The 23,500-nt window shown below is 74.8% G+C and carries 20 protein-coding genes; 15 read left to right on the forward strand and 5 right to left on the reverse strand.

The window, feature by feature from the left end; genetic code table 11:
• The 7 genes from ACYVG5_RS16430 to ACYVG5_RS16460 all read left to right on the forward strand — a co-directional run bounded on the left by ACYVG5_RS16430 (position 1) and on the right by ACYVG5_RS16460 (position 9,421).
• Complete coding sequence (locus ACYVG5_RS16430) at positions 1-888, forward strand: ABC transporter ATP-binding protein (protein ID WP_222050163.1); 888 nt, start codon at positions 1-3, stop codon at positions 886-888.
• On the forward strand, positions 881-1,597 hold the full coding sequence (locus ACYVG5_RS16435) for an ABC transporter ATP-binding protein (RefSeq protein ID WP_222050164.1): 717 nt from the start codon (positions 881-883) through the stop codon (positions 1,595-1,597). Before ACYVG5_RS16430 ends, ACYVG5_RS16435 begins: the two co-directional genes overlap by 8 nt.
• Before the next feature lie 9 nt (positions 1,598-1,606).
• Positions 1,607-2,533: a branched-chain amino acid ABC transporter permease gene (locus ACYVG5_RS16440; protein ID WP_222050165.1), complete on the forward strand. Its 927-nt coding sequence runs from the start codon at positions 1,607-1,609 to the stop codon at positions 2,531-2,533.
• 65 nt (positions 2,534-2,598) lie between these two features.
• A complete protein-coding gene (locus ACYVG5_RS16445) occupies positions 2,599-3,795 on the forward strand; it encodes a branched-chain amino acid ABC transporter permease (RefSeq protein ID WP_460683355.1) in 1,197 nt (398 codons plus the stop codon).
• Positions 3,792-5,132: an ABC transporter substrate-binding protein gene (locus ACYVG5_RS16450; protein WP_222050167.1), complete on the forward strand. Its 1,341-nt coding sequence runs from the start codon at positions 3,792-3,794 to the stop codon at positions 5,130-5,132. Before ACYVG5_RS16445 ends, ACYVG5_RS16450 begins: the two co-directional genes overlap by 4 nt.
• Positions 5,133-5,205: 73 nt before the next feature.
• A complete protein-coding gene (locus tag ACYVG5_RS16455; RefSeq protein WP_460683356.1) occupies positions 5,206-6,381 on the forward strand; it encodes a 4-hydroxybenzoate 3-monooxygenase in 1,176 nt (391 codons plus the stop codon).
• A gap of 46 nt (positions 6,382-6,427) precedes the next feature.
• Complete coding sequence (locus tag ACYVG5_RS16460; protein WP_222050168.1) at positions 6,428-9,421, forward strand: sacsin N-terminal ATP-binding-like domain-containing protein; 2,994 nt, start codon at positions 6,428-6,430, stop codon at positions 9,419-9,421.
• Between the two features lie 83 nt (positions 9,422-9,504).
• On the opposite strand, the gene ACYVG5_RS16465 is transcribed toward ACYVG5_RS16460, so the two are convergent.
• Both ACYVG5_RS16465 and ACYVG5_RS16470 read right to left on the reverse strand, forming a co-directional pair.
• Positions 9,505-9,885, reverse strand: a complete 381-nt coding sequence (locus tag ACYVG5_RS16465) for a hypothetical protein (RefSeq protein ID WP_222050169.1) — start codon at positions 9,883-9,885, stop codon at positions 9,505-9,507.
• 228 nt (positions 9,886-10,113) lie between these two features.
• Entirely contained in the window at positions 10,114-10,446 is a 333-nt protein-coding gene (locus ACYVG5_RS16470) for a hypothetical protein (protein WP_460683357.1), read from the reverse strand.
• A gap of 100 nt (positions 10,447-10,546) precedes the next feature.
• Between ACYVG5_RS16470 and ACYVG5_RS16475 the strand changes: the two genes are divergently transcribed.
• Together ACYVG5_RS16475 and ACYVG5_RS16480 are read left to right on the forward strand one after the other, a co-directional pair.
• On the forward strand, positions 10,547-11,671 hold the full coding sequence (locus ACYVG5_RS16475) for a 5-methyltetrahydropteroyltriglutamate--homocysteine S-methyltransferase (protein ID WP_222050171.1): 1,125 nt from the start codon (positions 10,547-10,549) through the stop codon (positions 11,669-11,671).
• A 187-nt stretch (positions 11,672-11,858) separates the two neighbouring features.
• The gene (locus ACYVG5_RS16480; protein ID WP_222050172.1) at positions 11,859-12,212 is read left to right on the forward strand and encodes an STAS domain-containing protein; all 354 of its coding nucleotides are present in this window, start codon (positions 11,859-11,861) and stop codon (positions 12,210-12,212) included.
• Positions 12,213-12,293: 81 nt separating this feature from the next.
• Here ACYVG5_RS16480 and ACYVG5_RS16485 read toward each other — a convergent pair whose 3' ends face one another.
• Together ACYVG5_RS16485 and ACYVG5_RS16490 are read right to left on the reverse strand one after the other, a co-directional pair.
• On the reverse strand, positions 12,294-13,235 hold the full coding sequence (locus ACYVG5_RS16485; RefSeq protein ID WP_222050173.1) for a DUF1206 domain-containing protein: 942 nt from the start codon (positions 13,233-13,235) through the stop codon (positions 12,294-12,296).
• Positions 13,210-14,049, reverse strand: a complete 840-nt coding sequence (locus ACYVG5_RS16490; RefSeq protein ID WP_222050174.1) for a DUF1206 domain-containing protein — start codon at positions 14,047-14,049, stop codon at positions 13,210-13,212. The genes ACYVG5_RS16485 and ACYVG5_RS16490 overlap by 26 nt, the downstream gene beginning before the upstream one ends.
• Before the next feature lie 180 nt (positions 14,050-14,229).
• Between ACYVG5_RS16490 and ACYVG5_RS16495 the strand changes: the two genes are divergently transcribed.
• Complete coding sequence (locus ACYVG5_RS16495; protein ID WP_222050175.1) at positions 14,230-14,859, forward strand: hypothetical protein; 630 nt, start codon at positions 14,230-14,232, stop codon at positions 14,857-14,859.
• 51 nt (positions 14,860-14,910) lie between these two features.
• On the opposite strand, the gene ACYVG5_RS16500 is transcribed toward ACYVG5_RS16495, so the two are convergent.
• On the reverse strand, positions 14,911-15,774 hold the full coding sequence (locus ACYVG5_RS16500; protein WP_222050176.1) for an HAD family hydrolase: 864 nt from the start codon (positions 15,772-15,774) through the stop codon (positions 14,911-14,913).
• 74 nt (positions 15,775-15,848) lie between these two features.
• Here ACYVG5_RS16500 and ACYVG5_RS16505 point away from each other — a divergent pair, with 74 nt between their 5' ends.
• From ACYVG5_RS16505 to ACYVG5_RS16525, 5 genes are all read left to right on the forward strand, one after another.
• Positions 15,849-16,583: a phosphodiesterase gene (locus tag ACYVG5_RS16505; RefSeq protein WP_222050177.1), complete on the forward strand. Its 735-nt coding sequence runs from the start codon at positions 15,849-15,851 to the stop codon at positions 16,581-16,583.
• 9 nt (positions 16,584-16,592) lie between these two features.
• Entirely contained in the window at positions 16,593-18,161 is a 1,569-nt protein-coding gene (locus ACYVG5_RS16510) for an SIR2 family protein (RefSeq protein WP_222050178.1), read from the forward strand.
• Positions 18,158-19,438 carry a cytochrome P450 gene (locus ACYVG5_RS16515; protein WP_222050179.1) on the forward strand — a complete coding sequence of 427 codons (1,281 nt, stop codon included), beginning with the start codon at positions 18,158-18,160 and terminating at the stop codon, positions 19,436-19,438. The genes ACYVG5_RS16510 and ACYVG5_RS16515 overlap by 4 nt, the downstream gene beginning before the upstream one ends.
• 108 nt (positions 19,439-19,546) lie before the next feature.
• Positions 19,547-22,579, forward strand: coding sequence for an amidohydrolase family protein (locus ACYVG5_RS16520; protein WP_222050180.1), 3,033 nt, complete (start codon positions 19,547-19,549; stop codon positions 22,577-22,579).
• A gap of 126 nt (positions 22,580-22,705) precedes the next feature.
• The gene (locus tag ACYVG5_RS16525) at positions 22,706-23,497 is read left to right on the forward strand and encodes an alpha/beta fold hydrolase (RefSeq protein WP_222050181.1); all 792 of its coding nucleotides are present in this window, start codon (positions 22,706-22,708) and stop codon (positions 23,495-23,497) included.
• Positions 23,498-23,500 lie beyond the last annotated feature (3 nt).

Raw genomic sequence — 23,500 nt, forward strand, 5'->3', positions numbered from 1 at the left:
ATGACCGGTGCGACCGCCGCCGTTCCGCAGCCGGACGGCGCACTCCTGGCCGACGCGGACCCGTTGCTGCGCGTGGAGGACGTCAGCGTGCGCTTCGGCGGCGTCGTCGCCCTCGACGGGCTGTCCTTCGACGTCCCGCGCGGCACCATCTGCGGGCTCATCGGCCCCAACGGCGCGGGCAAGACGACGATGTTCAACGTCGTCAGCCGGGTCTACAACGCCAGCTCCGGCCGCGTGCTGCTCGACGGCACGGACCTGCTGCGGCTGCCCGCGCACCGGATCGCCTCGGTCGGGGTGGCCCGGACGTTCCAGAACATCGCGCTGTTCCCGACGATGACGGTGCTGGACAACATCGCCGTCGGCGCCCACTCCCGGGGGACCGGCGGGTGGGTGCGGTCGGCGCTGCGGCTGGGCACCCGCCGGAACGACTCCGCGGCCCGGACCGCCGGCATGGAGCTGCTGGACCGGCTGGGTCTGGCCGACCTGGCGCTGCGACCGGTGGCCGGGCTGCCGTTCGGCACCATGAAGCGGATCGAGATCGCCCGCGCCATGGCGGCCCGGCCCAAGCTGCTGCTCCTCGACGAACCGGCCAACGGGCTCACCCACTCCGAGGTCGACGAGCTCGGCGCGGTGATCAAGGCGCTGCGGAACGACTTCTCGATCTCCGTCCTGCTGGTGGAGCACCACATGAAGATGGTCATGAGCGTCAGCGACCGGGTCACCGTGCTGAACTTCGGCCGGCGGATCGCCGACGGCACGCCCGCCCAGGTGCAGCGCGACCCGGCGGTCATCGAGGCCTACCTGGGCGGGGACGCCGCCGCCGACGGCGAGCCGGCCGCCGACCCGGCCGCCACCGGGACCCGCCCCTCCGGGAGCCACCGTGGCTGAGCCGCTCCTGGAGCTGTCCGGTGTGCACGCCGCCTACGGCGACGCCGAGGTGCTGCGTGGCATCGACCTGGTCGTGGGGGAGGGCGAGGTCGTCGTCCTGCTCGGGGCCAACGGCGCGGGCAAGACGACGACGCTGCGGTCGATCTGCGGCATGGTCGGCACCCGGGGGTCGATCCGCCTCGGCGGCACCGAGCTCGTGGGGCGGCCCACCGAGTGGATCATCCGCCGGGGCATCGCCCACGTGCCGCAGGGCCGCGGGGTCTTCGGCGTGCTGAACGTGGAGGAGAACCTCCGGGTCGGGGCCTGGGGCCGCAAGGACACCAAGGCCATCGAGGCCGACATCGAGCGCTGGTACGGGGTCTTCCCGCGCCTGGGCGAGCGCCGCGGCCAGCTGGCCGGCGGGATGAGCGGCGGGGAGCAGCAGATGCTCGCCATCGCCCGCGGGCTGATGGCCCGGCCGAAGCTGCTGCTGCTGGACGAGCCGTCGCTCGGGCTGGCCCAGATCATCACGCGCGGGCTGTTCGCCCAGCTCGAGGACATCAACCGCGAGGAGTCCGTGTCCATGCTGATCGTCGAGCAGAACGCCGAGCTCGCGCTCTCGTTCGCCTCCCGGGGCTACGTCATCGAGTCCGGCTCGATCGTGCTGTCGGGCACCGCGGACGAGGTGCGCGGGAACGACGAGATGCGCCGCGCCTACCTGGGTTACTGAGGCGCCGCCATGTCCCCGAACATCGACAACCCCGCCTTCCTGCTGCAGCTGCTCGTCGGTGGGCTGACCAACGGCGCGCTCTACGCGCTGGTGGCCCTCGCCGTCGTGCTGGTCTACAAGACCACCAGCCACATCAACCTGGCCCAGGGCGAGATGGCCACCCTGGGCGCCTTCGTCGTCTTCGCCCTCACCCAGCAGGGCGTGCAGGTCTGGATCGCCATCGCGATCGCCCTGGTCGTCTCCTTCGTCTTCGGGGCCGGCGTGGAACGCGGTCTGATCCGGCCGCTGGAGAAGCGCGGGATCTTCCCGGTCGTGCTGGCCACGCTGGCGCTGTTCCTGATCATCAACGCGGTGATCGCGATCATCTGGGGCACCCAGCCGGTGCCGGCCCCCGAGCCGTTCCCCCGGGAGATCGAGGACAAGATCGACGTCCTCGTGGGGCCGCCGCCCTTCTTCATCACCTACGTCGCGCTGGGCATCCTGGCGGTGCTGGTGCTGCTCCTGGTGGGGCTGTGGCTGCTGCTGGAGAAGACCAAGCTCGGCCTGGGCTACCGGGCCGTGGCGGCCAACCGGGAGGCGGCCGAGGTCATGGGCATCCCGGTCGGGCGGATGTTCATGTTCGGCTGGGGGATCGCCGGCGCGCTGGGCACTCTCGCGGCCGCGCTGGTCGCCGAGACCGCGGGCACCCTGGACTTCAACTCGATGGCGTCCATCCTGATCTTCGGCCTGGCCGCGGCCACCCTGGGTGGCTTCGACAGCGTTCCCGGCGCGGCGGTCGGCGGGCTGGCCCTGGGCCTGATCATGGCCTTCGTCCCCGGCCTGTTCACCTTCATCGAGGGCGACCTCAGCCTCGTCATCGCCCTGATCGTGGTGCTGGTCGTACTGCTGGTCCGGCCGCAGGGCCTCTTCGGCACCAAGACCTTGGAGAGGGTATGAGCGAGCTCGACGATGAGCGCAGCATGGCCGCGCTCGCGAGCGACGAGCGTCAGCGAGGAGCACTCGTGAGCGCGCGCGTCGTCCTCGAGGGATCCCGGTCGCACCGGGTCTGGCAGGGGACCGGCCTGCTGCTGGCGGCCCTGGTCGTGCTGCTGCTGCCGGTGCTGGTCAGCGATTTCCGGATCGGGCAGTTCAGCCTGGTCATCGCCTACTCGGTGGCCGTGCTGGGGCTGAACCTGGTCACCGGGTTCAGCGGTCAGATCTCCCTGGGCCACGGTGCCTTCTTCGGGATCGGCGCCTACACCACCGCCATCCTGGTGACCGACCACGGCTGGGCGTGGGCGGCCACGGTGCCGCTGGCCGCCGTGCTCGGCCTGGCCCTGGGCTTCGCGGTCGGGGTTCCGGCGCTGCGGTTGCACGGGCTCTACCTCGCCGTCATCACCCTCGCCGTCGGCGTCGCCTTCCCGGTCGTGGTGAGCCAGCCGATCGGCCTGGCGCTGGGCACCGGCGGGGTCGCCGGCAAGACCGCCCGGATCAGCTGGGACAAGCCGGGCTGGTTCGGCCTGGACGTCTCCGACCGCGGGTGGATGTTCCTGGTGATGGCGGCCGTCGCCGGTCTGCTGTTCTGGCTGGCCACCGGGCTGGTGCGCAGCCGGGTCGGCCGGTCGATGGTGGCGCTGCGGGACAACGGCACCGCTGCGGCCATCTCCGGCATCTGGCCGGCGGAGGTCAAGACGGTCGCCTTCGCCGTCAGCGCGATGTACGGCGCGATCGGCGGGTCGATGTACCTGCTGACCACGCCCATCGTCAGCCCCTCGACGGTCGGGTTCACCGTCACGCTGCTGTTCATCACCGCGATGGTGCTCGGCGGCGCGGCCACCGTGTCCGGCGCCTGGATCGGCGGCCTGGCGATGGTCTTCCTGCCGTACTACACCGCCGAGTGGGCCGGGCAGATCCCGTTCCTGCGGAGCCTGACCGACCAACCGGGGCTGTTCGCCAACGTGATCTACGGCGTCGTCCTGATCGTGTTCATCTACTTCGTCCCCGGTGGACTGGTGCCGCTGCTCACCCGGCTGCGCACCCGCTTCCTCCGGATCGTCCCGCCCGAGGCCGCGGCCGTGGCCACCGACGCGGCCCCCGGCAGCGCCACCACCGCGGGCGAGCCCGACGGAGGCCTGGCCGGGCCGACCCCGGCCATCGGCGGGCACCCCACGCACTCACCTGAAGCACCCATCCGTACCGACCAGGAGACAACTCGATGACGAGAACGACCCGATCGCTGGCCGTCGCCGGTGCAGGCCTGCTCCTGCTCGGAGCCGCCGCCTGTGGCGACAGCAGGAGCGAAGGCACATCCGGTGGTGGCGGCGGAGGCGGACAGACCAGCGCCGACGGCCAGTTCACCGTCGACACCTCCGCCTGCCCGGAGGGGGCCACCACCGAGCTGCCCGAGGGCGAGCCCATCCGGATCGGCACCAGCCAGCCGCTGAGCGGTCCGCTGGCCTCCGGCGGCGCGGCGAACGTGGCCGGCATCAACGCCGTCCTCGAGAAGGTCAACGCCGCCGGCGGGATCGACGGGCACCAGATCGAGCTCGTGGCCGAGGACGACGCCTACGACGCCGCCCGCGCGGTGAGCAACGCCCAGGCCTTCGTCGGTCCGGAGGACGTCTTCGCCAACATCGCCCAGATCGGCACGCCGCAGATCAGGGCGACCCAGACGATCTACGAGAACGCGTGCGTCCCGCAGCTGTGGACGATCACCACCGGCCCGGACTTCAACAACCCCACGGAGCACCCGTGGACGATCAACGGCATCCCGTCGGCGCCGGTCGAGGCGCAGGCCATCGTCGACTACATCGCCCAGGAAGTGCCCGGCGGCAGCATCGCGGAGATCAAGGGCTCCGACGCGCTGTCCGAGGACTTCCACGCAGCCCTCCCGGGCCTGGCCGAGGAGGCCGGGCTGACCGTCCAGCCGACGCAGACCATCCCGGCGGGGGCGACGAGCATCGACGCGCAGATCTCCGCCGCCGTCGCCGGCTCCCCGGACGCGATCGTGCTCGAGGCGCTGCCGAACTACGCCCCCGGTTTCCTCACCGGCCTGGCCCGGGCCGGGTACGACGGGCTCGTGGTGCTGAACTCCTCGGCGAACGGCGCCGGCCAGTGGATCACCCCGGTCGACCCGGCCGGTGACGGCGCGGTGGCCCCGCTGTTCCGCAAGGATCCCTCCGACCCGCGCTGGAACGACGACGAGGCCATGCAGGCGTACTTCGCCGATATGGAGGCCGCGGGGGAGACGGACCTCGCCCGCCTCGGCAACGCGCTCGACGGCTACAACTTCGCCACGCTGCTGGTGCAGAACCTGCGCGACGCGGCGGAGATGGAGGGTGGCCTGACCCGGGCGAACACCATGAACGCCGCCTGGAACATGGACATCACCCGGCCGCTCATGCTGCACCCGGAGGAGAGCACGAACGGTCCGGAGGACCCCTTCATCGCCGAGTCCGGTGAGATCGCGTCGTACTCCTCGGAGACCGGCGGCTGGACCAGCGAGATGGAGTGGGACTACTCCGGCGAGAGCGCCGAGATCATCGGCCAGGAGTGATCCGACGGGCCCCCGTCCTCCCGCCCGGGAGAACGGGGGCCCGTGCTCTGCTCTGCGATCCGAGAGGTGCCGTGTGACCCCACCCCCCGGCGTGCCGGCCCGCACCCAGGTCGCCGTCCTCGGTGCCGGGCCGGCCGGCCTGGTGCTCGCCGCGCTGCTGGCCCGCGAGGGCGTCGACTGCGTGGTGCTGGAGCTCCGCAGCCGTTCCCACGTCGAGTCCCGGGTGCGGGCCGGCGCGCTCGAGCCGGGCACGGTGGCGCTGCTGCGCGAGCTGGGTGTCGGGGAGCGGCTGGATGCCACCGCAATGGTCTCCCACCAGTTCGAGCTGCGCATCGACGGAGAGCGGCACGTGCTGCCGGTCACCGAGCTGAGCGGGCAGCCGATGTACGTCTACGGCCAGCAGGAGGTCGTCGCGGACCTCGTCGCGCACCGGCTGGCGGCCGGCCATCCGCTGCTGTTCGAGGCCGAGGCGCTGGCCGTCGAGGGCATCGCGGGCGCTGCCCCGACCGTCCGGTACCGGTACGAGGGAGTCGAGCGGACGCTGACCGCCGACGTCGTGGTCGGCGCCGACGGCTTCCACGGCGTGGGCCGGCGGACCGTGGCGGCGGCCCGGGTGTTCACCCGCGACTACCCGATCGCCTGGCTGGGGCTGCTCGTCGACGCCCCGCCGTCGGGGCGGGACGTCGTCTACGCCTTCTCCCGGTCCGGCCTGGGGATGCACAGCATGCGGTCGCCGACGCTGACCCGGCTGTACCTGCAGGTTCCGGCCACCGACACCTTCGCGGACTGGCCGGAGGACCGGATCTGGGCACAGCTGCACACCCGGCTGTCGGCCGAGGGCTGGTCGCTGACCGAGGGCCCGGTACTGGAGCGGGCGATCGCCCCGCTGCGGGCCTACGTCTCGGACACGATGCGGGCCGGCCGGCTTTTCCTGGCCGGGGACGCCGCGCACATCGTGCCGCCAACCGGCGCCAAGGGCCTCAACCTCGCCGTCCGCGACGTGCGGGTGCTCGCCCCCGCACTGGTGGCCCTCCTGCGCGGCGACCCCGCGCTCGCCGACGCCTACACGGCCACCTGCCTGCAGCACGTGTGGTGGGCGATGTCGTTCTCCTGCGGCATGGCCCGGCTGCTGCACGCCTCCGGCGATCCGTTCGAGGACTCGCTGCGCGCCGCGGAGCTGCGTGGCCTGGCCACTCGCGAGCCGGGCCGGCGGATGCTCGCCGAGGACTACTGCGGCGTCCGTCCCTGATCCGGGGCGCGCCGCTGCAGCCCGGCCCGCTGACATGCTGGCCCCCATGCCCGACCCCGCCCTCCCCGCCGAGCTGCGCCGCCGGGTGCTCGCCGCCTGGACCGACTCGCCGGCCCGCTTCCGGGAGGACGCCAACGCCGAGGAGGACCTGGTCCGCGGTGGGTACCGCGACCGGCTGCTGATCGAGCTGGCCCAGAACGCCGCCGACGCCGCCGCCCGCGCCGGGGTACCCGGCCGGTTGCGGCTCGAGCTGGCCGCCGGACCGGGCGGCGCGGTGCTGCGGGCGGCGAACACCGGCACCCCGCTGGACGACGCCGGCGTGCAGGCGCTGGCCACCCTGCGGGCGTCGGCCAAGCGCGACGAGCCGGCCAGCGTCGGCCGGTTCGGCGTCGGCTTCGCCGCGGTGCTCGCGGTCAGCGACGCCCCCGCGGTGCTGTCCACCGGCCGCTCGGTGCGGTTCAGCGCCGGCGAGACCCGGCAGGCCGTGGCCGGGGTCGCGGTGCTGGGCGACGAGCTGGCCCGGCGCGGGGGAGCGGTGCCGGTGCTCCGGCTGCCGTTCGACGCCGACGGCGCCCCACCGGCCGGGTTCGCCACCGAGGTGGTGCTGCCGCTGCGCCCCGGCGCGGAGGACGCCGTGCGGGAGGCGCTGACCGCGCTGGAGCCGGAGCTGCTCCTCGCCCTGCCGGGCCTGGCAGAGGTCGAGGTGGTCACCGGTGGCGCCGTCCGGCGGCTCGCCTGCGTGCTGTCGGTACAGCAAGCACGCCTGACCGATGGCGACCGGGCGACGACGTGGCACGTCCGGCGGTGCTCGGGGGAACTGCCGGCCACGCTCGTCGCCGACCGGCCGGTCGAGGAGCGGGACCGCCGCGGCTGGACCCTCACCTGGGCGGTGCCCCTGGACGACGACGGCGCACCCCGCCCGCTGACCGGCCGCCAGGTGCTGCACGCCCCGACGGCCAGCGACGAGCCGATCTCGCTGCCGGCCCGGCTGATCGCGCCGTTCCCGCTCGGCCCCGACCGGCGGCACGTCGTTCCGGGACCGGTCACCGACGCGCTGCTCGCCGCCGCCGCCGGCGCCTACGCGGACCTGCTCGCCGAGCTCACCGCGGGGGGATCGCCCGACCCGGTGGTGCTCGACCTCGTGCCGGCGGCGGGGCTGGCCGCCGCGGAGCTGGATGCCGCCCTCGGCAGCGCGATCCTCACCCGGCTGGCCGCGGCCGCCTGGCTGCCGGTCGCCGGCGAGCAGTCGCTGCAGCGACCCGACCGGGCCGTCGCGCTGGACGACCCGACCGAGGAGCGGGTGGCCGCACTCACCGGCGTGCTCCCCGGGCTGCTGCCGGCCGGCTGGGCCCGGCGCGGTGGCGCCCGCGCCCTGCGCGCGCTCGGGGTGCGGCGGGCCGGGCTCGCCGAGGTGGTCGAGGCGGTGCGCGGCGTGCGGCGCCCGCCGGAGTGGTGGGCCGCGCTCTACGCCGCGCTCGCCGACGCCGACCGCGACGAGCTCGCCGGCCTGCCGGTGCCGCTGGCCGACGGCCGCACCGCGCAGAGCCCGGCCGGCGTGCTGCTGGCCGAGGAGTCGCTCCCGGTGGCCCGGCTCGCCCCGCTGGGGCTGCGGATCGCCGAGCCGGCGGTGGTGGCCGGCGCGGCCCGGCGGGTGCTGGAGCGGCTCGGTGCGCAGCCGGCCACGGCGGCCGCGGTGCTGGCCGACCCGCAGGTGCGCACGGTGGTCGGGACCTCGCTGGAGCGGGCCGACGACGGCGGCGCCGACGAGCAGGACGTCGAGGACCTGGCGGTCGCGGTGCTCAGCCTGGTCGCCGCGGCCGGCCCGGCGCCGGGGGAGCTGCCCTGGCTGGCCGACCTGGCGCTGCCCGACGACGACGGCGGCTGGGCGGCGGCCGGCGAGCTGGTGCTGCCCGGATCGGCGCTGGCCGAGGTGCTCGAGCCCGGGTCGCTCGGCACCCTCGACACCGCCTTCGCCGCCGGGCAGGACCCCGGCGCGCTGCGGGCGGTCGGCGTCCTGGACACCTTCGCCCGCATCACCGCCGAGCACCCCGACGACCTCGACGTCGACCGCGCCGCCGACTGGGTGGACGCCGTCCTGGACCGGTTGCCCGCGGGCGCGCCCCCACCGGTCTGGCCACCGCTGACCGCGGTGCGCGACCTGGAGCTGGTGCGCGACTGGGCACGGGCGCTGCCGCTGCTCGCCGCGCTGCCGGCCGCGGCCCGGGCCGACGTCGACCTCGGCGGCACCGTCGTACCGGGCTACCTGCGCTGGTGGCTGCGCACCTCGCCGGTGCTCGGCGGCGAGCGGCCCGACCGGCTCCGCGACCCGGCGAGCACGCAGTTGCAGGGACTGTATGAACCCGCTCCGCCGCTGGACGACGCCGTCCGCGCGCTGCTGCGGCCACCCGCGACCGTCGCCGACGTGCTGGCCGATGTGGAGGACGCCCTCGATCTGCTCGACCGGCTGGGCGACCCGGCCCGGACGGTGCCGGCGCCGTTGCTGCGCAACGTCCACGCCCGCCTCGCGGTGGCGCTCGACGGGGTCGACGTCGTCCCGCCGGACCGGGTGCGGGTGGCTCCCACGCAGGTCAGCGCGGACGCCGTCGTCCTCGACGCGCCGTGGTTACAGCCACTGGTCCCTTCGGCCGTGGTGCCGGCGGGCGGTGCGCCGGGCCCGGTCGCGGACCTGCTGGACCTGCCGCTGGCGAGCGAGGTGGTGCGGGCGCGGGTGACCAGCCGGCCCGACCGGGAGCTCGGCTGGGCCGAGGTGCCCGGCGCGGAGCTGGCCGCCGCCCGGCTGGACGTGCCGGAGCTGACCGGCCGGGTCGCGGTGCACCGCCGGCTCACCGTGACCGGGAACCGGGCGGTCGCCTGGTGGCCGGGCGACGAGGCCGACGCCGTGGACGGCAGCCCGGCCGCGCTGGGCCGCGCGCTCGCGTGGCGGGCCGGTGCCTGGCCGCTGCGGCAGGCGCTGGCCGAGGCCTTCGCGCAGCCCGACCGGGCGGCCGAGCTGGCCGCGGAGGACGCGATCTCCGGTTGATGGACCCCGCCCGGCCCCCGGTGACGGCCCTCCTGCAGGGGCCCGTCGCGAGCCTGCGAGCGATGGGGGGCAGGAGGGTCCTTTCAGTAGTAGCGCGGGATGGCCTGCGCGCCGGGGGCGTGCCCGTGCCGGCTGTCGGCCCGCGGGCCGTGCCCGGCGGCCCGGGTTCCCGCTCGCGGTGCCTGCTCGTGGGCCAGCCAGGCCTGGTGCAGCGAGAGCCAGTGTGCCGCGGTGAGGTCGGCTGCCCGGGACGTCGGGGAGAGGCCGGCCGCGTGCAGCCAGCGGACCCCGGCGGTGCCGGGCAGCTGGCTGCGCAGCGCCGCGCCGAGGGCGGCGGACCGGGTGGCGCCGGGGGCGGCCAGCACCGCGTGCACCAGCCGGTCGAAGCCGGCGCGGGCCTCCTCGGGCAGCTGGCCGCGGGCATCGCCGGCCGGGCCGGCGGAGGCAGGAGTGGGGCGTGACATGGGGAGTCTCCGGGAGGGCGGGTAGGGGCGTGCCCGCGACATCGGCGCGGGCACGCCGGAAAAGGGGAGGAGCGGTCGCGGCCGGTCGGCAGCGGACCGGCGGACGGCGGGGCTGCTCGGCAGCGCCCGCGGATCAGCTCAGGGGGTGCGCAGCCGCAGCGAGGAAGTGCCCATGCCGGGGACCGTACGACGCCGGGTCGGCGGAGGTCGAGCGGTTTACGGCGACGGTCAGGAGGCGGGCCGGTCGGTGGCCTCGCGTTCGGCGGCCTCGCGCCTGGCGGCGAGCTTGGCCTGGTGGGCGGTGTAGCGCGCGCGGTCCCGCTCGATCGCGTCGGCGTTCTTGACCCGGTGCTGTTCCCATTTGGCCTTGCGCCTGCGGGCCCGGGCCAGCTCGCGGGCCTCGAAATCGGGGTGCTGGTCGTAGGTGCTGCCCAGCGCCGCGACGACCACGCCGATGCCGCCGAAGATCAGCACGCAGGCGCCGAGGATCGGGTCGACGAGGAACGCCAGGACGGTGAGGACGACCCAGATGGCCCCGGCGACGACGACCCGCTTCGACATGCCACCAGTATCCGCCTGTTCTCCGACGGCCGACGGGCCTCCCCTCGGGAGCGGCCCGACCGCGCCCCGGAACCGGCCGGGCCGGCGCATGCTGGCGGGCATGTCCGACACCTCCGGCCCCCCGTTCCGCGCCGACCACGTCGGGAGCCTGCTGCGACCCCCGGGGTTGCTCGACGCCCGCGCCCGGTTCGCGGCCGGGGAGCTCGACGCCGCCGGGCTGCGCGCCGTCGAGGACGAGGCGATCGCCGACGTCGTCCGGCTGCAGCAGGACGCCGGCCTCGCGACGGCGACCGACGGCGAGTTCCGCCGCAGCACCTGGCACATGGACTTCATCTACGCGATCACCGGGATCACCCGGGTCGAGGGCGGGGGCCGGCCGGTCCACTTCAAGAACGCCGACGGTTCGATCGACTGGTCACCGGCCGGGTTGCACGTCGACGGCCCGCTGTCGATCGACGAGCCGATCTTCGCCGCCGACTTCGGGTACCTGCAGTCGGTCGTGGGGGAGGGTCAGACCGCGAAGCTCACCATCCCGTCGCCGTCGATGGTCCACTACCGCGGCGGCGCGGCCGCGATCGATCCGAGCGTGTACGCCGACGAGGACGCCTTCTGGGATGCGTTGTCGGCGGCCTACCGCCAGCAGGTGCAGGGCATCGCCGCGCAGGGCTGCCGGTACCTGCAGCTCGACGACACCTCGCTGGCCTACCTCAACGACCCTGCCCAGCGGGCCGAGCTGGCCGGTCAGGGGCGGGATGCCGAGCACCAGCACGAGCGCTACATCCGGCAGATCAACGCCGCGCTCGCCGGGCGGCCCGCGGGGCTCACCGTCACCACGCACCTGTGCCGCGGCAACTTCCGGTCCTCCTGGGTCGCCGAGGGCGGCTACGACTTCGTCGCCGAGGCGCTGTTCGGCGACCTCGACGTCGACGGCTTCTTCCTGGAGTACGACGACGCCCGCTCCGGTGGCTTCGAGCCGCTGCGGTTCGTGCCGCCGGGCAAGCGCGTCGTCCTCGGCCTGGTCACCACCAAGCGCCCCGACCTGGAGGCCAAGGACGACCTCAAGCGGCGGATCGACGAGGCGGCCCGGTTCGTGCCGCTGGAGCAGTTGGCGCTCTCCCCGCAGTGCGGTTTCTCCTCCACGGTCGAGGGCAACTCCCTCACCCGGGACGAGCAGATCGCCAAGCTGGCCCTGGTCGTGGAGACCGCCCAGGAGGTCTGGGGCTGAGGTCCGGCAGCGCCCGGGTGCCCGTCACCCGGTGCCGTGGGGCCGCCACGCCGAGAGACTCTTGCGCACAACGCATCGGATCCCTAGCGTCGGCGGCGCGGTTCAACCAGCAGCCGCGCTCGGGTGCACGTTGCCCGACGCACCGGCCGGTGGGTCCCGCCACCGGCCCGGCCCGCCGGAGGCGTCCATGACCGCATTTCCTGTAGAACTCGACCCCGACTGCATCGACGTCCGCCTGACCACATCGGCCGACGGCTGCCGGATCACCGTCGTGGGCGAGGTCGATTCGTCGACCGCCCCGGGGCTGCGTCAATGCCTGCTGGCCGCCCTCGAACGTCCGGGCGCCGCTCCGGTGGAGGTCGACCTCTCCCAGGTCACCTTCCTCGACTCGGCCGGCCTCTCGGCGCTGGCCACCGCGCACCGCGCCGCGGTCGGCGCCGACCGGGTCCTGCGGGTCCGCTGCGGCACCGCCCGCGCCGTCGTTCGCCCGTTGCAGATCACCGGCCTCTGGGACATCTTCACCGTCGTCGAGGACTGCTGAAGGACCGGCCTTCCCCCACGCCTCGCAGGCTCGGCGCGGGCTCCTGAAGGCCGGCCGTCGTGCTCGGCGGAGGGTCCGTCGTCAGGTCGAGGGGTCGCGGTCGGGGTAGCGTGCCCGGGCCAGCGCGTACCCGCCGAAGGCGGCGAACCCGACGGCCACCGCGGTGAGCAGCCACTGCCCGGTCGGGACGGCGCCGATCGCGTTGAGCGCCCCGTCCAGACCGGTCGCCGTCGACACGTCCGCGGTGGCCGCCGCGTAGACCAGCAGGCCACCGGAGACGGCGAAGGCGATGCCCTTGGCCACGTAGCCCACCCGGCCGATCCGCTCGATGACCGGCTCGTACCGGTCGGGTGCGGCATGGAGGTCGATGTCCCGCATGAACCCGCCGGTGAAGCCGCGCAGCGTCACGTACGCGCCGACGCCGGCCACGGCGAGCCCGGCGGCGATGACGAGCAGGGCGCCGCCGGGGAACGTCAGGGTCTCGTCGGTGAGGTCGCGCAACCGGGCGGCGGCGTCGTAGTCGGCGCCGACGGCGAAGAACAGCCCGGTCACCCCCAGGACGCCGTACACCACCGCCTTGGCCCCGCACTTGGCGCACACGTAGGCCACCCGCAGCCGGTGACCGGGCCGCAGCAGCCCGGTCCACCAGCGCAGTACCTCGCCGCCCTGCCACAGCGCCAGCGCGAACAGCCCCAGGCTGATCAGCCAGAGCAGCACCCCGCCGCCGGGGGAGCTGCCGACGGTGGCCAGCGCCCCGGTCTGGTCGGCGTCCTCGATACGGGGCTGCACGAACCAGGCGATGCGGAACGCCAGCCAGCCGATCAGCACGTGTAGCACGCCGTAGGCGACCAGGCCGACCCGGGCCAGGTGGGTCAGCACCGGGTGGTCGGTGACCTCGCGGGCGTGCGCGACGACGTCGTGCACCCGCTGCAGGACCGCGCTGCCCGGCCGGCCGTGCCCGGCTGCCCGCGGGTGCGCGGCGCTCGACCCGGCCGGGTCAGGTGCGCTGCGGGAAGCGGGCACGGAAGAAGCAGAAGAGGCCGTAGGCCGCGATGCCCAGGGCAACCAGCGAGAGCAGCCACTTCCCGAACGGCGCGTCCAGCAGCGTGCGCAGGGCGCCGTCCAGCCCGGTGGCCTTCGCCGGGTCGAAGGTGATCGCGGCCCAGCCGAGGAGCACCCCGACCAGGCCGAGGGCGACGCCCTTCGCCGGGTAGCCGACCTGCCCGAGCCGCTCGACCAGGCGCTGCTGGGCGGCCGGTGCCTGGGCGCAGTCGATCTCCTTGAGGAAGCGCTTCGTCAGGCCCTTGTGCACGTGGTACATGCCCACCCCGATCAGGACGAGCGCCGCGATGCCGACCAGGAAGCGGCCACCGGGCCAGCCGAACACCCCGGACACGGTCTGCTGCTGACCGGAGCTGCCCTGCCCGCCCCCGGTGGCGTACCGGACGGCCAGGAACGCCAGCGCCAGGAAGATGACCGTCTTGGCCACCGCCTTGGCGATCGTGACGATCGCCTTCTTGCGCGCGTCCCCGGTGCGCTGCAGCCCGGCGCGGTGCCGCAGGACCTCGGCCAGCTGCCAGACGGCGAGCGCCAGCAGCCCCACGGCGAGGGCCCACAGCAGCACCTGGCCGAACGGCTGCTCGGCCAGCGTGGCGAGCGCGCCGGACTGGTCGGCCGCCTCGCCGCCGGTCCCGCCGCCCCAGGCCAGCTGCAGCGCCAGCCAGGCGATGAGCAGGTGCACGACCCCGTAGGCGATCAGCCCCACCCGGGCCAGGTTCTCCAGCGCATCGCTGTTGCCTGCCCGGTCGGCGCCGGCCGCGGTGCCCGATCTGGTCACGGTGGTCCCCTTCGGTCGTCGGAGCGGGGTGTGCCCCGGATCCGGTGCGCCCCTCTGGCGAGGCCGCTCAGATTGGCACAGCGGCGGGCCCGCCGCCCGGCGGAGCGTCGCGCGGTCGCCACGACCCGGCCGGCGGCATCCCCGCGCCCGCGGGACCGGCCGTGGGGGACACTGGTCGGCGTGACGAACGCTGCGACCGCGAGCGGCCGGCTGACGGCCGGCCCCCAGCCCGCCGCCCCCGAGACCGCCCGGACGGCGTGGCCCCGGATGGCCCTGCTCGGCGGGGTGCTGCTGGCCCTCGGGTCGGTCGCCCTGCTCCGGGACGACGGTGACCGGCTGCTGCTGGCCGGGCTCGGCGCGGTCGCCGCGGTGCGCGGTGCGGGCATGCTCCGCGACATCCGCGCCGGGAAGCTGCCCCGGGACGCCGCGGCCTCCGGTGCGCTCACCGTCTGGCTCGGCCTGGTGGCCGCCGCCGTGGCGCTGCTGTCTGGCACCACGTCGGCCTGGGTGCTGGTCGCCGGGCTCGTCCTCGCGGTACCGGCCCTCGCGCTGGCCGCGGGGACGAGCCGGGGAGTGGCCGGGGTCGCCGGCGCCGCCGTGCTGGCCGGCGCCGTCCTGCTCGCGGTGGCGGCCGGGGTGGCCGCGCTGCTCGGGGTGGGCACCGCGGTGCTCGCGGTGCTGGTGGCCGCGCTGGGGCTGGTCAACCTGCTCGGTGCGGTGGGCATGTGGCGGATCGCCCGCCGCCCGGCACCCGCGCCGGCCGGCGGCTGCGGCGGATGCGCCTGTGGCGCGGGCGGCTGCGGCTCCTGAGCCCGGCCCGGCGGGCCGGCCCGCCCGGCACCACCGCGGACGCCGCCCCGGTCAGGTGAACCGGGTCACCAGCGACCGCAGGTGCCGGGCCCCCGCGGCGTCGTCGCGCAGCACCGGGTCGATCGTCACCGGGTAGGGGCGGGCCGGCGGCGGGCCGGCCGGGTGGACGTCGACGTGCATCACCTCGGCGCCCAGCCCGTGCAGCTGGTCGGCCATCCGGTAGTCGCTCGGGGAGTCCCCGACGGTGTGCCAGCTGCGGGGCAGCGGCCCGTCGGCGGCGAGGAGCTCCAGGGCGCGGCGGGCGCCGAGGTCCTTGCCGACCGACACGGACTCCAGGTCGGTGGCGATGACGCTGGGGTCCACCCGCCACGGGCAGCGGCCGGCCGCGTCCCGGACGACCCGGTCGCCCAGCCGCACCCCGAGCCCGCGGGCGGTGAGCGCCGCGACCAGGTCGGTGTCGAACGCGGCCTGCGCGCGGCGGTAGTCGGCGGGCGGCACGTCGGTGCGGGCCTCGACGGTGGCCATCGAGCGCTTGGTGCGGTCGACGTCCATCGCCGCACCGTGCCCGCCCGCGACCAGTGCCGCCACCACCTCCGCGCAGACCGGTGGCACGGCGAGGGTGTCGTCGACGTGCACCTCGCCCAGCCCGTCGGCGCCGACCGTGCCCCACACGGCGCCCTTCTCGCAGACCGCGTGCAGGCGGGCGCCGGCCGGCCAGCCACCGGCCACCAGCGGCGCGATCACCCGTTCCCGGAGGAAGGCGTCGGACCGTCCGGTGTTGAACACCACCGGGATGCCGGCGGCCAGCAGCGCCCGCAGGTCCGGGAGGATGCCCGGCTGGGCGACGGTGCGGGTGAGCGGGCTGGCGATCGGCCCGTCCACGTCCAGCAGCAGACCGAGCGGCGGATGGTCCATGCCGGCATCCTCCCGGCCGCGCCGGTCCGGCTCCGGGATGGGTGGAACGGCGCCGCCGGTGGTACCGAAGGACCGTGCCCGACCTCGTCGACCTGGCCGGCCGTGCGGTCGCCGTCCCGCTGGCCGCGCTGACCCGGGTGCGCGGCGCCAAGCCGATGCACCCGCGCGGTGCGCTGTGCAGCGGCGTCCTGCACCGCACCGGCCCGCCCCGGCCCTGGGGGATCGACTGGCTCGACGAGCGGCGCGTCGACCGGGTGCTGGTCCGGTTCTCCCGCGGGGCCGGGCTGCCCGGGGCGTGGCCGGACGTGCTGGGCCTGGTGGTGCGGCTGCCGGGCGACGGGTCCGGGGCCCGGCCGGTCGACCTGCTGCTGTCCTCGACCGGCCGGGGCCGGTGGACGCGGCGGGTGCCGGTGCTGCGCCGGGACGCCGCGACCGCCTACGGCTCGATCATGTCCTACCGCTCCGTGTTCGGGCCGGTGCAGCTGGCCGCGCTGCCGGAGGGCTCCGGTGTCCCGACGGAACCGGCTCCGCTGGCGGCCGCGGTGGCCGGCCGGCCGCTGCGCTTCACCCTGGTCGCCGCCCTGGAGGGTGGCGCGTGGGAGCCCTTCGCCCGGCTGCGCGTGGGGAACCCGCTGCGGCCGCTGGACCCCGAGCTGCACGTCGACGCGGTGCTGCACGCGCCGCCCGGGCTGCGGGCCGATGGCCCGCTGGCCCGCTTCCGCCGGCCCGCGTACGCCGCGGCGCGGCGGGTCCGCGCCGGCGCCGGGCTCGAGCCCGGGTCGATGGTGCCGAACGGCTCGGGCGGGTAGCGGCGCGGGATGAGCGGGCACGTGTTCGTGGTGGGCGCCGACCTGACCAGGCTGTCCTGCGACGACGTCCTGGTGCCGACCGACCGCTCGCTGCGGGTGACGCGCAGCTGGGTGTCGCTGCTGCCGCCGGACGCTGTCACCGGCGCCGACGACGGCGGCGCCGTCGTGCAGGTCGACTGGTCGGGCGCGGACCGGGTGGTCGCCGTCCCCGGCGCCGGTGAGCGGCAGGCGTGGCTGGTCGACACGCTCGACGACGCCGGGCGCGGCCTGCCGTGGCTGCTCGCCGGGGCACGCGAGGCGCTGGCCGCCGTCGCCCGGCGGGAGGTGCCCCGGCCGGCGCACGGGCGGGCCCGCCGGCTGGTCGGGCTGCCGGCGCTGGGCACCGGCTGGGGCGGCGCGGCAGGAGAGCGCGGCGCCCTGCTGCAGCAGTTGCTGCCGGTGCTGCGGGAGGCGGCCGACGAGCACGGCTACGACGTCGCCCTGGTGCTGCGCCGGCCCAGCGACCTGGCCGCTGCCCAGCGGGTGCGCCGTGCCGACGGCGGTGGCTGGGAGCTGCCCGACGAGCTGTGCCGGGTCGCCGGGCAGCTGGGGGAACGCGCCCGGCGCGGCCAGCTCGCCGTGTTCCTGGGGGCGGGGGTGAGCGCCGCCGCCGGGCTGCCCACCTGGGAGCAGCTGCTGGACGAGCTCGCCGGGCGGGCCGGGCTGGACGACGGTCTGCGGGCGGGGCTGTCGCAGCTGCCGCCGCAGGACGCCGCCGCGCTGCTCGCCCGCGAGCTCGGCCGCGACGAACTCGGGGCCTACGTGCACCAGCGTTTCGGACCGGGGCCTTACTCGCTGGCGCACGCGATGATCGCCGGGCTCCCGGTCCGCGAGTACGTGACCACCAACTACGACCCGCTGGTCGAGCTGGCCGCCGAGGACGTCGGCCGCCGGCTGGAGGTGCTGCCGTTCGACGAGGCGACCCCCGGCAGCGCGTGGCTGCTGAAGCTGCACGGCGACGCCGCCCGCCCGGGGAGCATCGTGCTCACCCGGGAGGAGTACCTGCGCGGTGATTCCCGCAGCGCGCTGGCCGGGGTCCTCCAGTCGCTGCTGTTCACCCGGCACGTGCTCTTCGTGGGCACCTCCATGCTGGACGACGACCTGATCCGGATCGCCCACCAGGTGCGCACCGCGCTGGACGGAACCATGGCGGGCGACCACCGCCACGCGGGCACCGTGCTGGCGCTGCGCGAGGACCCGGTCCGGGCCCGGCTGTGGGAGCGCGACGTGGCGACCGTGGCGATGGCGCCGGCCGACGCGTCGGCCGCCGAGGCCGCACGTCGGCTGGAGGTGCTGCTGGACCTGCTCGGGTGCCTGTCCAGCCGGCCGGCCGGCTACCTCCTCGACCCCGCGTACCGCGGGCTGCTCGACGAGGAGGAGACGGTGCTGTCCGCGGCGCTCAGCCGGGTGGCCGAGGAGATCGACGTCGGGTCCGGGCAGAGCTGGGCCGGCCAGGAGGTGCAGGAGCTGCTCGCCCGGCTCGGGTACGAGGACCCGGGCCGTTTCCCCGCCGGACAGGTGGGCAACGGCAGACCATGATCCGGAGGCTCCGCCTGGACAACACGATCCCGATGCTGACCCAGGGGTACGCGTGGTTCCCCGACCGCCGCCGCGCCGCCGCCCGTGCCGGTGGCGTCCGGACCGCCCTGCACACCCGGCTGATGGGCCGGCGGACCCTGGGCGTGGCCGGGCCCGAGGGCGCCCGGTTCCTCTACGACGAGGACCACGTGCATCGCCGCGGTGCGCTGCCCGAACCGGTGGTCAGCACGCTGTTCGGCCACGGCGCGGTGCACACGCTGGACGGCGAGGCGCACCGGGTGCGCAAGGCGATGTTCGTCGACCTGCTGATGGGCTCGGGAACGGGCGCGCTGGTCGACGCGGTCACCGCGGCCTGGGACGACGCCGTGCCGCAGTGGGCCGCCCGCCCCCGGGTGGTGCTGTTCGACGAGGTGGGCCGGGTGCTCACCCGCGGCGTGTGCAGCTGGGCCGGGGTGCCGCTGACCGAGGCGGAGGTGCCCGCGCTGGCCCGCGACCTGACCACCCTGGTCGACGGCTTCGCCACCGGCGCCCCGCGGCACTGGCGGGCGCGCCGGGTCCGGCAGCGGCGCGAGGCCTGGCTCGCCGGCCTGGTGGACGACGTGCGCAGCGGCGCCCGGACGGTCCCGGCGGGGTCGGTGGTCGACGTCGTCTGCCGGCACCGCGACTCCGACGGGGAGCTGCTCGAGCCCCGGGTGGCCGCGGTCGAGCTGCTCAACGTCCTGCGGCCGACGGTGGCCGTCTGCTGGTTCGTCGCCTTCGCCGCCCATGCGCTGCACTCCTGGCCGGCCAACCGGGACCGGCTGCGCACCGGGGACGCGGCGTTTCCGACGGCCTTCGCCCACGAGGTGCGGCGGTTCTACCCGTTCGCGCCGTTCATCGGTGGCCGGGCGCCGCGGGAGGTCGAGTGGAACGGCGTCCGGGTGCCGGCCGGGGCGATGGTGCTGCTCGACCTGTTCGGGCAGAACCACGACCCGCAGCTGTGGGGCGACCCCTACGTCTTCCGGCCCGAGCGGTTCCTCGCCGGCGGCGAGGTCCGGCGGATCGGCCCGTTCGAGCTGGTGCCGCAGGGCGCCGGCGATCCGCGCACCGGGCACCGCTGCCCCGGGGAGGACGTCACGGTCGCGCTGCTGGCGGCGCTCGCCGGCCGGCTCGCCGCGCTGGAGTACGTGCTGCCCGAGCAGGACCTGTCGATCTCGCTGCGCCGCATTCCCGCACGGCCGGCCAGCCGTGTGGTGATGACTGTCGTCCGTCCCGGTCCGGCCGGACGTGCTACATAAACTTGACGACGTGTCGACATGATGTTGTGATCCTCCGCGCACTCCACGCATAGTTGGGGCGCGCAATGGGCGGGCGTCAGGCATGGGTGTCCACGTGGGGAGAGCGCCGTGCCGCGCAGCCGATCGAGGATCCACTACAGCGGGCAGAGCCCGGCACGGGCCCGGCGGCGTCGGCGTCGCGCCTCGGCGATGGTGACCGTCTCCGGGCTCGCCGTCGCCTCTCTCGTTGTCGGGACGGCGGTGGCCCCGCACCCGGCCAGTGCCGGAGACGGGTCCTCCCGGACGGTGGAGGTGCCGATGTCGGAGGTCACCAACCTCGCGGCAGCGGTGTCCCCGGACGGCGGCACCGTCGTCCTCGACGTCTACTCGATGCTGTGGACGGTCCCGGCCGACGGCGGGGTGGCGACACAGATCACCGAGCCGTCGCTGGAGGCCACCCGGCCCGTCTACTCGCCCGATGGCGGGCTCATTGCCTTTCAGAGTTACCGCGGCGGGTACTACCACATCTGGGTGGTCCGCCCGGACGGGACGGGGCTCCGTCAGCTGACGTTCGGTTCCCATGACGACCGTGAGCCGGCGTGGTCACCCGACGGCAGCGCCATCACCTTCGCCTCCGACCGCGCGGGCGAGGGATCGTTCGACATCTACGCCGTCGCCGTCGACAGCGGTGATCTGACCCGCTGGACGAGCAGTGCCACCGAGGAGTACGAGCCTGCCTGGTCCCCCGACGGCAACGAGATCGCCTTCGTCGAGGCGGAGGGCCGGAACACGCTGATCGCCGCGGTCGACCGGGACGGCAATCGCCGCCCTCTGACCACCGGCGGACGGGCACCGTCCTGGACGCCGGACGGGTCCGGCGTCCTCTACTGGCAGGGCGGCGGCCTGTTCCTCAACGGCACCGCCGTCACCCAGGGCGAGGACGTCTTCACCTTCGCCCCGCGGTGGATGTCGGACAGCACGTTCCTCTACACGGCCGACGGCCGGGTGTGGATCCGGGACCTGACGACTGGGGCGCGACAGGAGATCCCCTTCGAGGCGGTCGTGGAGCTCGAGCGGCCCGTATGGGAACCCAAGGAACGGGAGTGGAGCTCATCGGCGCCCCACTCCGTTGAGGGGCTGGTCAACCCCCGGCTGTCGCCCGACGGCCGAACCATCGTTTTTGGCGCGCTCAACGACCTACACCTCCTGACCGCGGGGAAGCCGCGGCAGCTGACCGACGACCAGTACTGGGAGTACGACGTCGAGTGGTCCCGGGATGGGCAGGCGATCACGTACACCTCGGACAAGCAGGGGTCGCCGGACGTGTACCGGCGCGACCTCGCGACCGGTCAGGAGCAGAAGCTCACCAGCGGTGCGGGGGCCGAGTACGGCGCCTCGCTGTCCCCGGACACGGCACGGCTGGCCTACCTGGACCAGGACAACGGCCTGCAGGTCCTCGACCTCGCCAGCGGCGCGGTGACCAGCCTCGGTGCCGGTCCCGGAGGGGAACTGTGGGAGGGGACGTCGTGGTCGCCGGACGGCCGGTACCTGGCCCTGGGTGACGGTGCCTTCGCCCCGAACAAGCGGTTCCGCGAGGACTTCAACTCCATCTGGGTGGTCGACACGCAGACCGGCGCCCAGGTCCCCTACCCGGTGGCAGACGACGGATCGATCGCCGACCTCGGTGACAGCGGGCCGGTGTGGTCCCCGGACGGCGCCTGGATGGCCTTCATCATGGAGTCCGTCCTCTGGGTCATCCCCGTGGGGCCGGATGGCGCGCCGACCGGCCCGGCCCGGCAGGTGACCGAGGAGACCGCCGACTCCCCGTCCTGGAGCGGGGACTCGCAGCGGCTGCTCTACCTCCACCACGGGGAGCTCACGTCCGTCGGTATCGACGGGGGCGACGTCCGCGAGCACGAGGTGAAGCTGAAGTGGCAGGACGATGTCGCCCACGGGCGCACGGTTATCCATGCCGGACGAATGTGGGACGGCGTGAGCGAGGAGGCGGTCGAGGACGTCGACATCGTCCTCGACGGAGACCGGATCGTCCGCGTCGAGCCGCACCGGGATCGCGGCCACCGGGGCGCGCGGTTCATCGACGCCTCCGACCAGACCGTGATGCCCGGCATGTTCGAGATGCACAGCCACCCGCAGGACATGCGCTTCTACGGCACCAAGTGGTGGAACTTCTACTTGTCCATGGGCTTTACCTCGACCGTGTCGATGGGAGGGTTCCTCAACGAGGCGGTGTCCGCCCGGGAATCCCTCGCCGCCGGCGAGCTGCTCGGGCCGCGTTCCTTCGTCGCCGGTGAACTCATCGACGGCTCCCGCGTCTCGCACCCCGAGACGCGCGCGATCGTGTCCGACGAGCAGCTGGAGCGGGAGCTGGACCGGCAAAGCGCCCTCGAGCCCGACCTCTACAAAACCTACGTTCGGACAGCGCCGCATCACATGGCCCGGGTTGCGGAGGTCGCGCACGCTGAGGGAGTTCCGGCCTTCTCGCACATCCTCACCACGACCGCCACGCTCGGGTTGGACGGCACGAGTCACCTGGGTGCCACCCAACGTGCCGGCTACAACAACGTCACCAGCCCGGCCGGACGCAGCTACCAGGACGTGGTCGACGTGTACTCCGCCGGCGGCGTCGACCTCGTGGCCACGCCGTTCAACGCGGCAGGCCTGCTCGGGCTGCAGCCTGGGCTGGCCGACGATCCGCGGGTGCAGCGACTGCTGCCGGCCAGCGACATCGCGCGCGTCGAGGAAGCCGTGGCCACCGTGCCGACGGCCGAGCAGGTGGCGCGGATCTCGGCGTCGACCGCTCTGTACGCGGAGATTCTGCGGGCCGGAGGGAACGTATCGGCCGGAACGGACTCCCCCCTGGCCATCCCGGGGATCCAGAACCACATGGTCCTGCGGTCCCTCGTCGCCGGTGGCATGACCGAGGCGGAAGCGCTCCGGACGGCGACCAGTATCGCGGCCGAGACCATGGGCGTGGCCGCGGACCTGGGCACGGTCGAGCCCGGCAAGCTGGCCGACCTGGTGTTCATCGACGGCGACCCGCTGGCCGACATCGACCAGCTCGTCAACGTGGGCGCGACCATGAAGGGCGGCCAGCACACCACGCAGGAGGAGATCCTGGCGGCGTTCCCCGAACGGCCGTGAGCTGACGGGCCGGCGCGAGCGGCCGGTCGGTCGGCTGGGACGAGGGACGGGCCACCTCCTCGACGGGGCGCTCCTGCACCCGGCGCGGAGGTGGCTCCCCGCCGTTCCGGTCGGTAGGTTCAGGCCATGATCGTGAGCACACGGAACGACGTCCGTGTGAGCGGTGTCCCCGGCGGCCGGCCCGTCGTGTTCGCCCACGGGTACGGCTGTGACCAGAACATGTGGCGGTTCATGACCCCCGACTTCGAGGTCGACCACCGGGTGGTCACCTTCGACCACGTCGGTTTCGGGCACTCCGACCTGTCGGCCTACGACCCGGTGAAGTACGGCTCGCTGCGCGGGTACGCCGATGACCTCGTCGAGGTGCTCGAGGAGCTCGACCTGACCGACGTGGTGTTCGTCGGCCACTCGGTGAGCGCGATGATCGGCCTGCTGGCCTACCGGCAGGCGCCGCACCGGTTCGGCGCGATGGTGATGGTCGGCCCCAGCCCCCGGTACGTCGACGCCGAGGGCTACGCCGGCGGGTTCTCCCGGGCGCAGATCACCGAACTGCTCGACAGCCTCGACGCCAACCACCTCGGCTGGTCGGCCGCGATGGCCCCGGTGATCATGGGCAACCCCGACCGGCCGGAGCTGGCCGCGGAACTGACCAACAGCTTCTGCCGCACGGCGCCGGACGTGGCGCGGCAGTTCGCCCGGGTCTCGTTCCTGTCCGACAACCGGGCGGACCTCGCCTCGCTGTGGCTGCCGACGCTGGTGCTGCAGTGCGCCGAGGACGTGATCGCGCCGGAGTTCGTCGGCCGCTACGTGCACGACCACGTGCCGGGCAGCGTCTTCCACCAGCTCGCCGCCACCGGGCACTGCCCGAATTTGAGCGCACCGGACGAGACGACCGCCGCCATCCGGTCGTTCCTCTGACGG

The organism is Modestobacter lapidis (assembly GCF_054780755.1).

What these genes read in the sequence shown, in the direction of transcription:
- ACYVG5_RS16525 (WP_222050181.1), top strand. Translation starts at nt 22,706, where the DNA reads ATGATCGTGAGCACACGGAACGACGTCCGTGTGAGCGGTGTCCCCGGC.
- ACYVG5_RS16480 (WP_222050172.1), top strand. Translation starts at nt 11,859, where the DNA reads ATGACCGCATTTCCTGTAGAACTCGACCCCGACTGCATCGACGTCCGC.
- ACYVG5_RS16430 (WP_222050163.1), top strand. Translation starts at nt 1, where the DNA reads ATGACCGGTGCGACCGCCGCCGTTCCGCAGCCGGACGGCGCACTCCTG.
- ACYVG5_RS16500 (WP_222050176.1), bottom strand. Translation starts at nt 15,774, where the DNA reads ATGGACCATCCGCCGCTCGGTCTGCTGCTGGACGTGGACGGGCCGATC.
- ACYVG5_RS16510 (WP_222050178.1), top strand. Translation starts at nt 16,593, where the DNA reads ATGAGCGGGCACGTGTTCGTGGTGGGCGCCGACCTGACCAGGCTGTCC.
- ACYVG5_RS16475 (WP_222050171.1), top strand. Translation starts at nt 10,547, where the DNA reads ATGTCCGACACCTCCGGCCCCCCGTTCCGCGCCGACCACGTCGGGAGC.
- ACYVG5_RS16515 (WP_222050179.1), top strand. Translation starts at nt 18,158, where the DNA reads ATGATCCGGAGGCTCCGCCTGGACAACACGATCCCGATGCTGACCCAG.
- ACYVG5_RS16465 (WP_222050169.1), bottom strand. Translation starts at nt 9,885, where the DNA reads ATGTCACGCCCCACTCCTGCCTCCGCCGGCCCGGCCGGCGATGCCCGC.
- ACYVG5_RS16450 (WP_222050167.1), top strand. Translation starts at nt 3,792, where the DNA reads ATGACGAGAACGACCCGATCGCTGGCCGTCGCCGGTGCAGGCCTGCTC.
- ACYVG5_RS16440 (WP_222050165.1), top strand. Translation starts at nt 1,607, where the DNA reads ATGTCCCCGAACATCGACAACCCCGCCTTCCTGCTGCAGCTGCTCGTC.
- ACYVG5_RS16470 (WP_460683357.1), bottom strand. Translation starts at nt 10,446, where the DNA reads ATGTCGAAGCGGGTCGTCGTCGCCGGGGCCATCTGGGTCGTCCTCACC.
- ACYVG5_RS16460 (WP_222050168.1), top strand. Translation starts at nt 6,428, where the DNA reads ATGCCCGACCCCGCCCTCCCCGCCGAGCTGCGCCGCCGGGTGCTCGCC.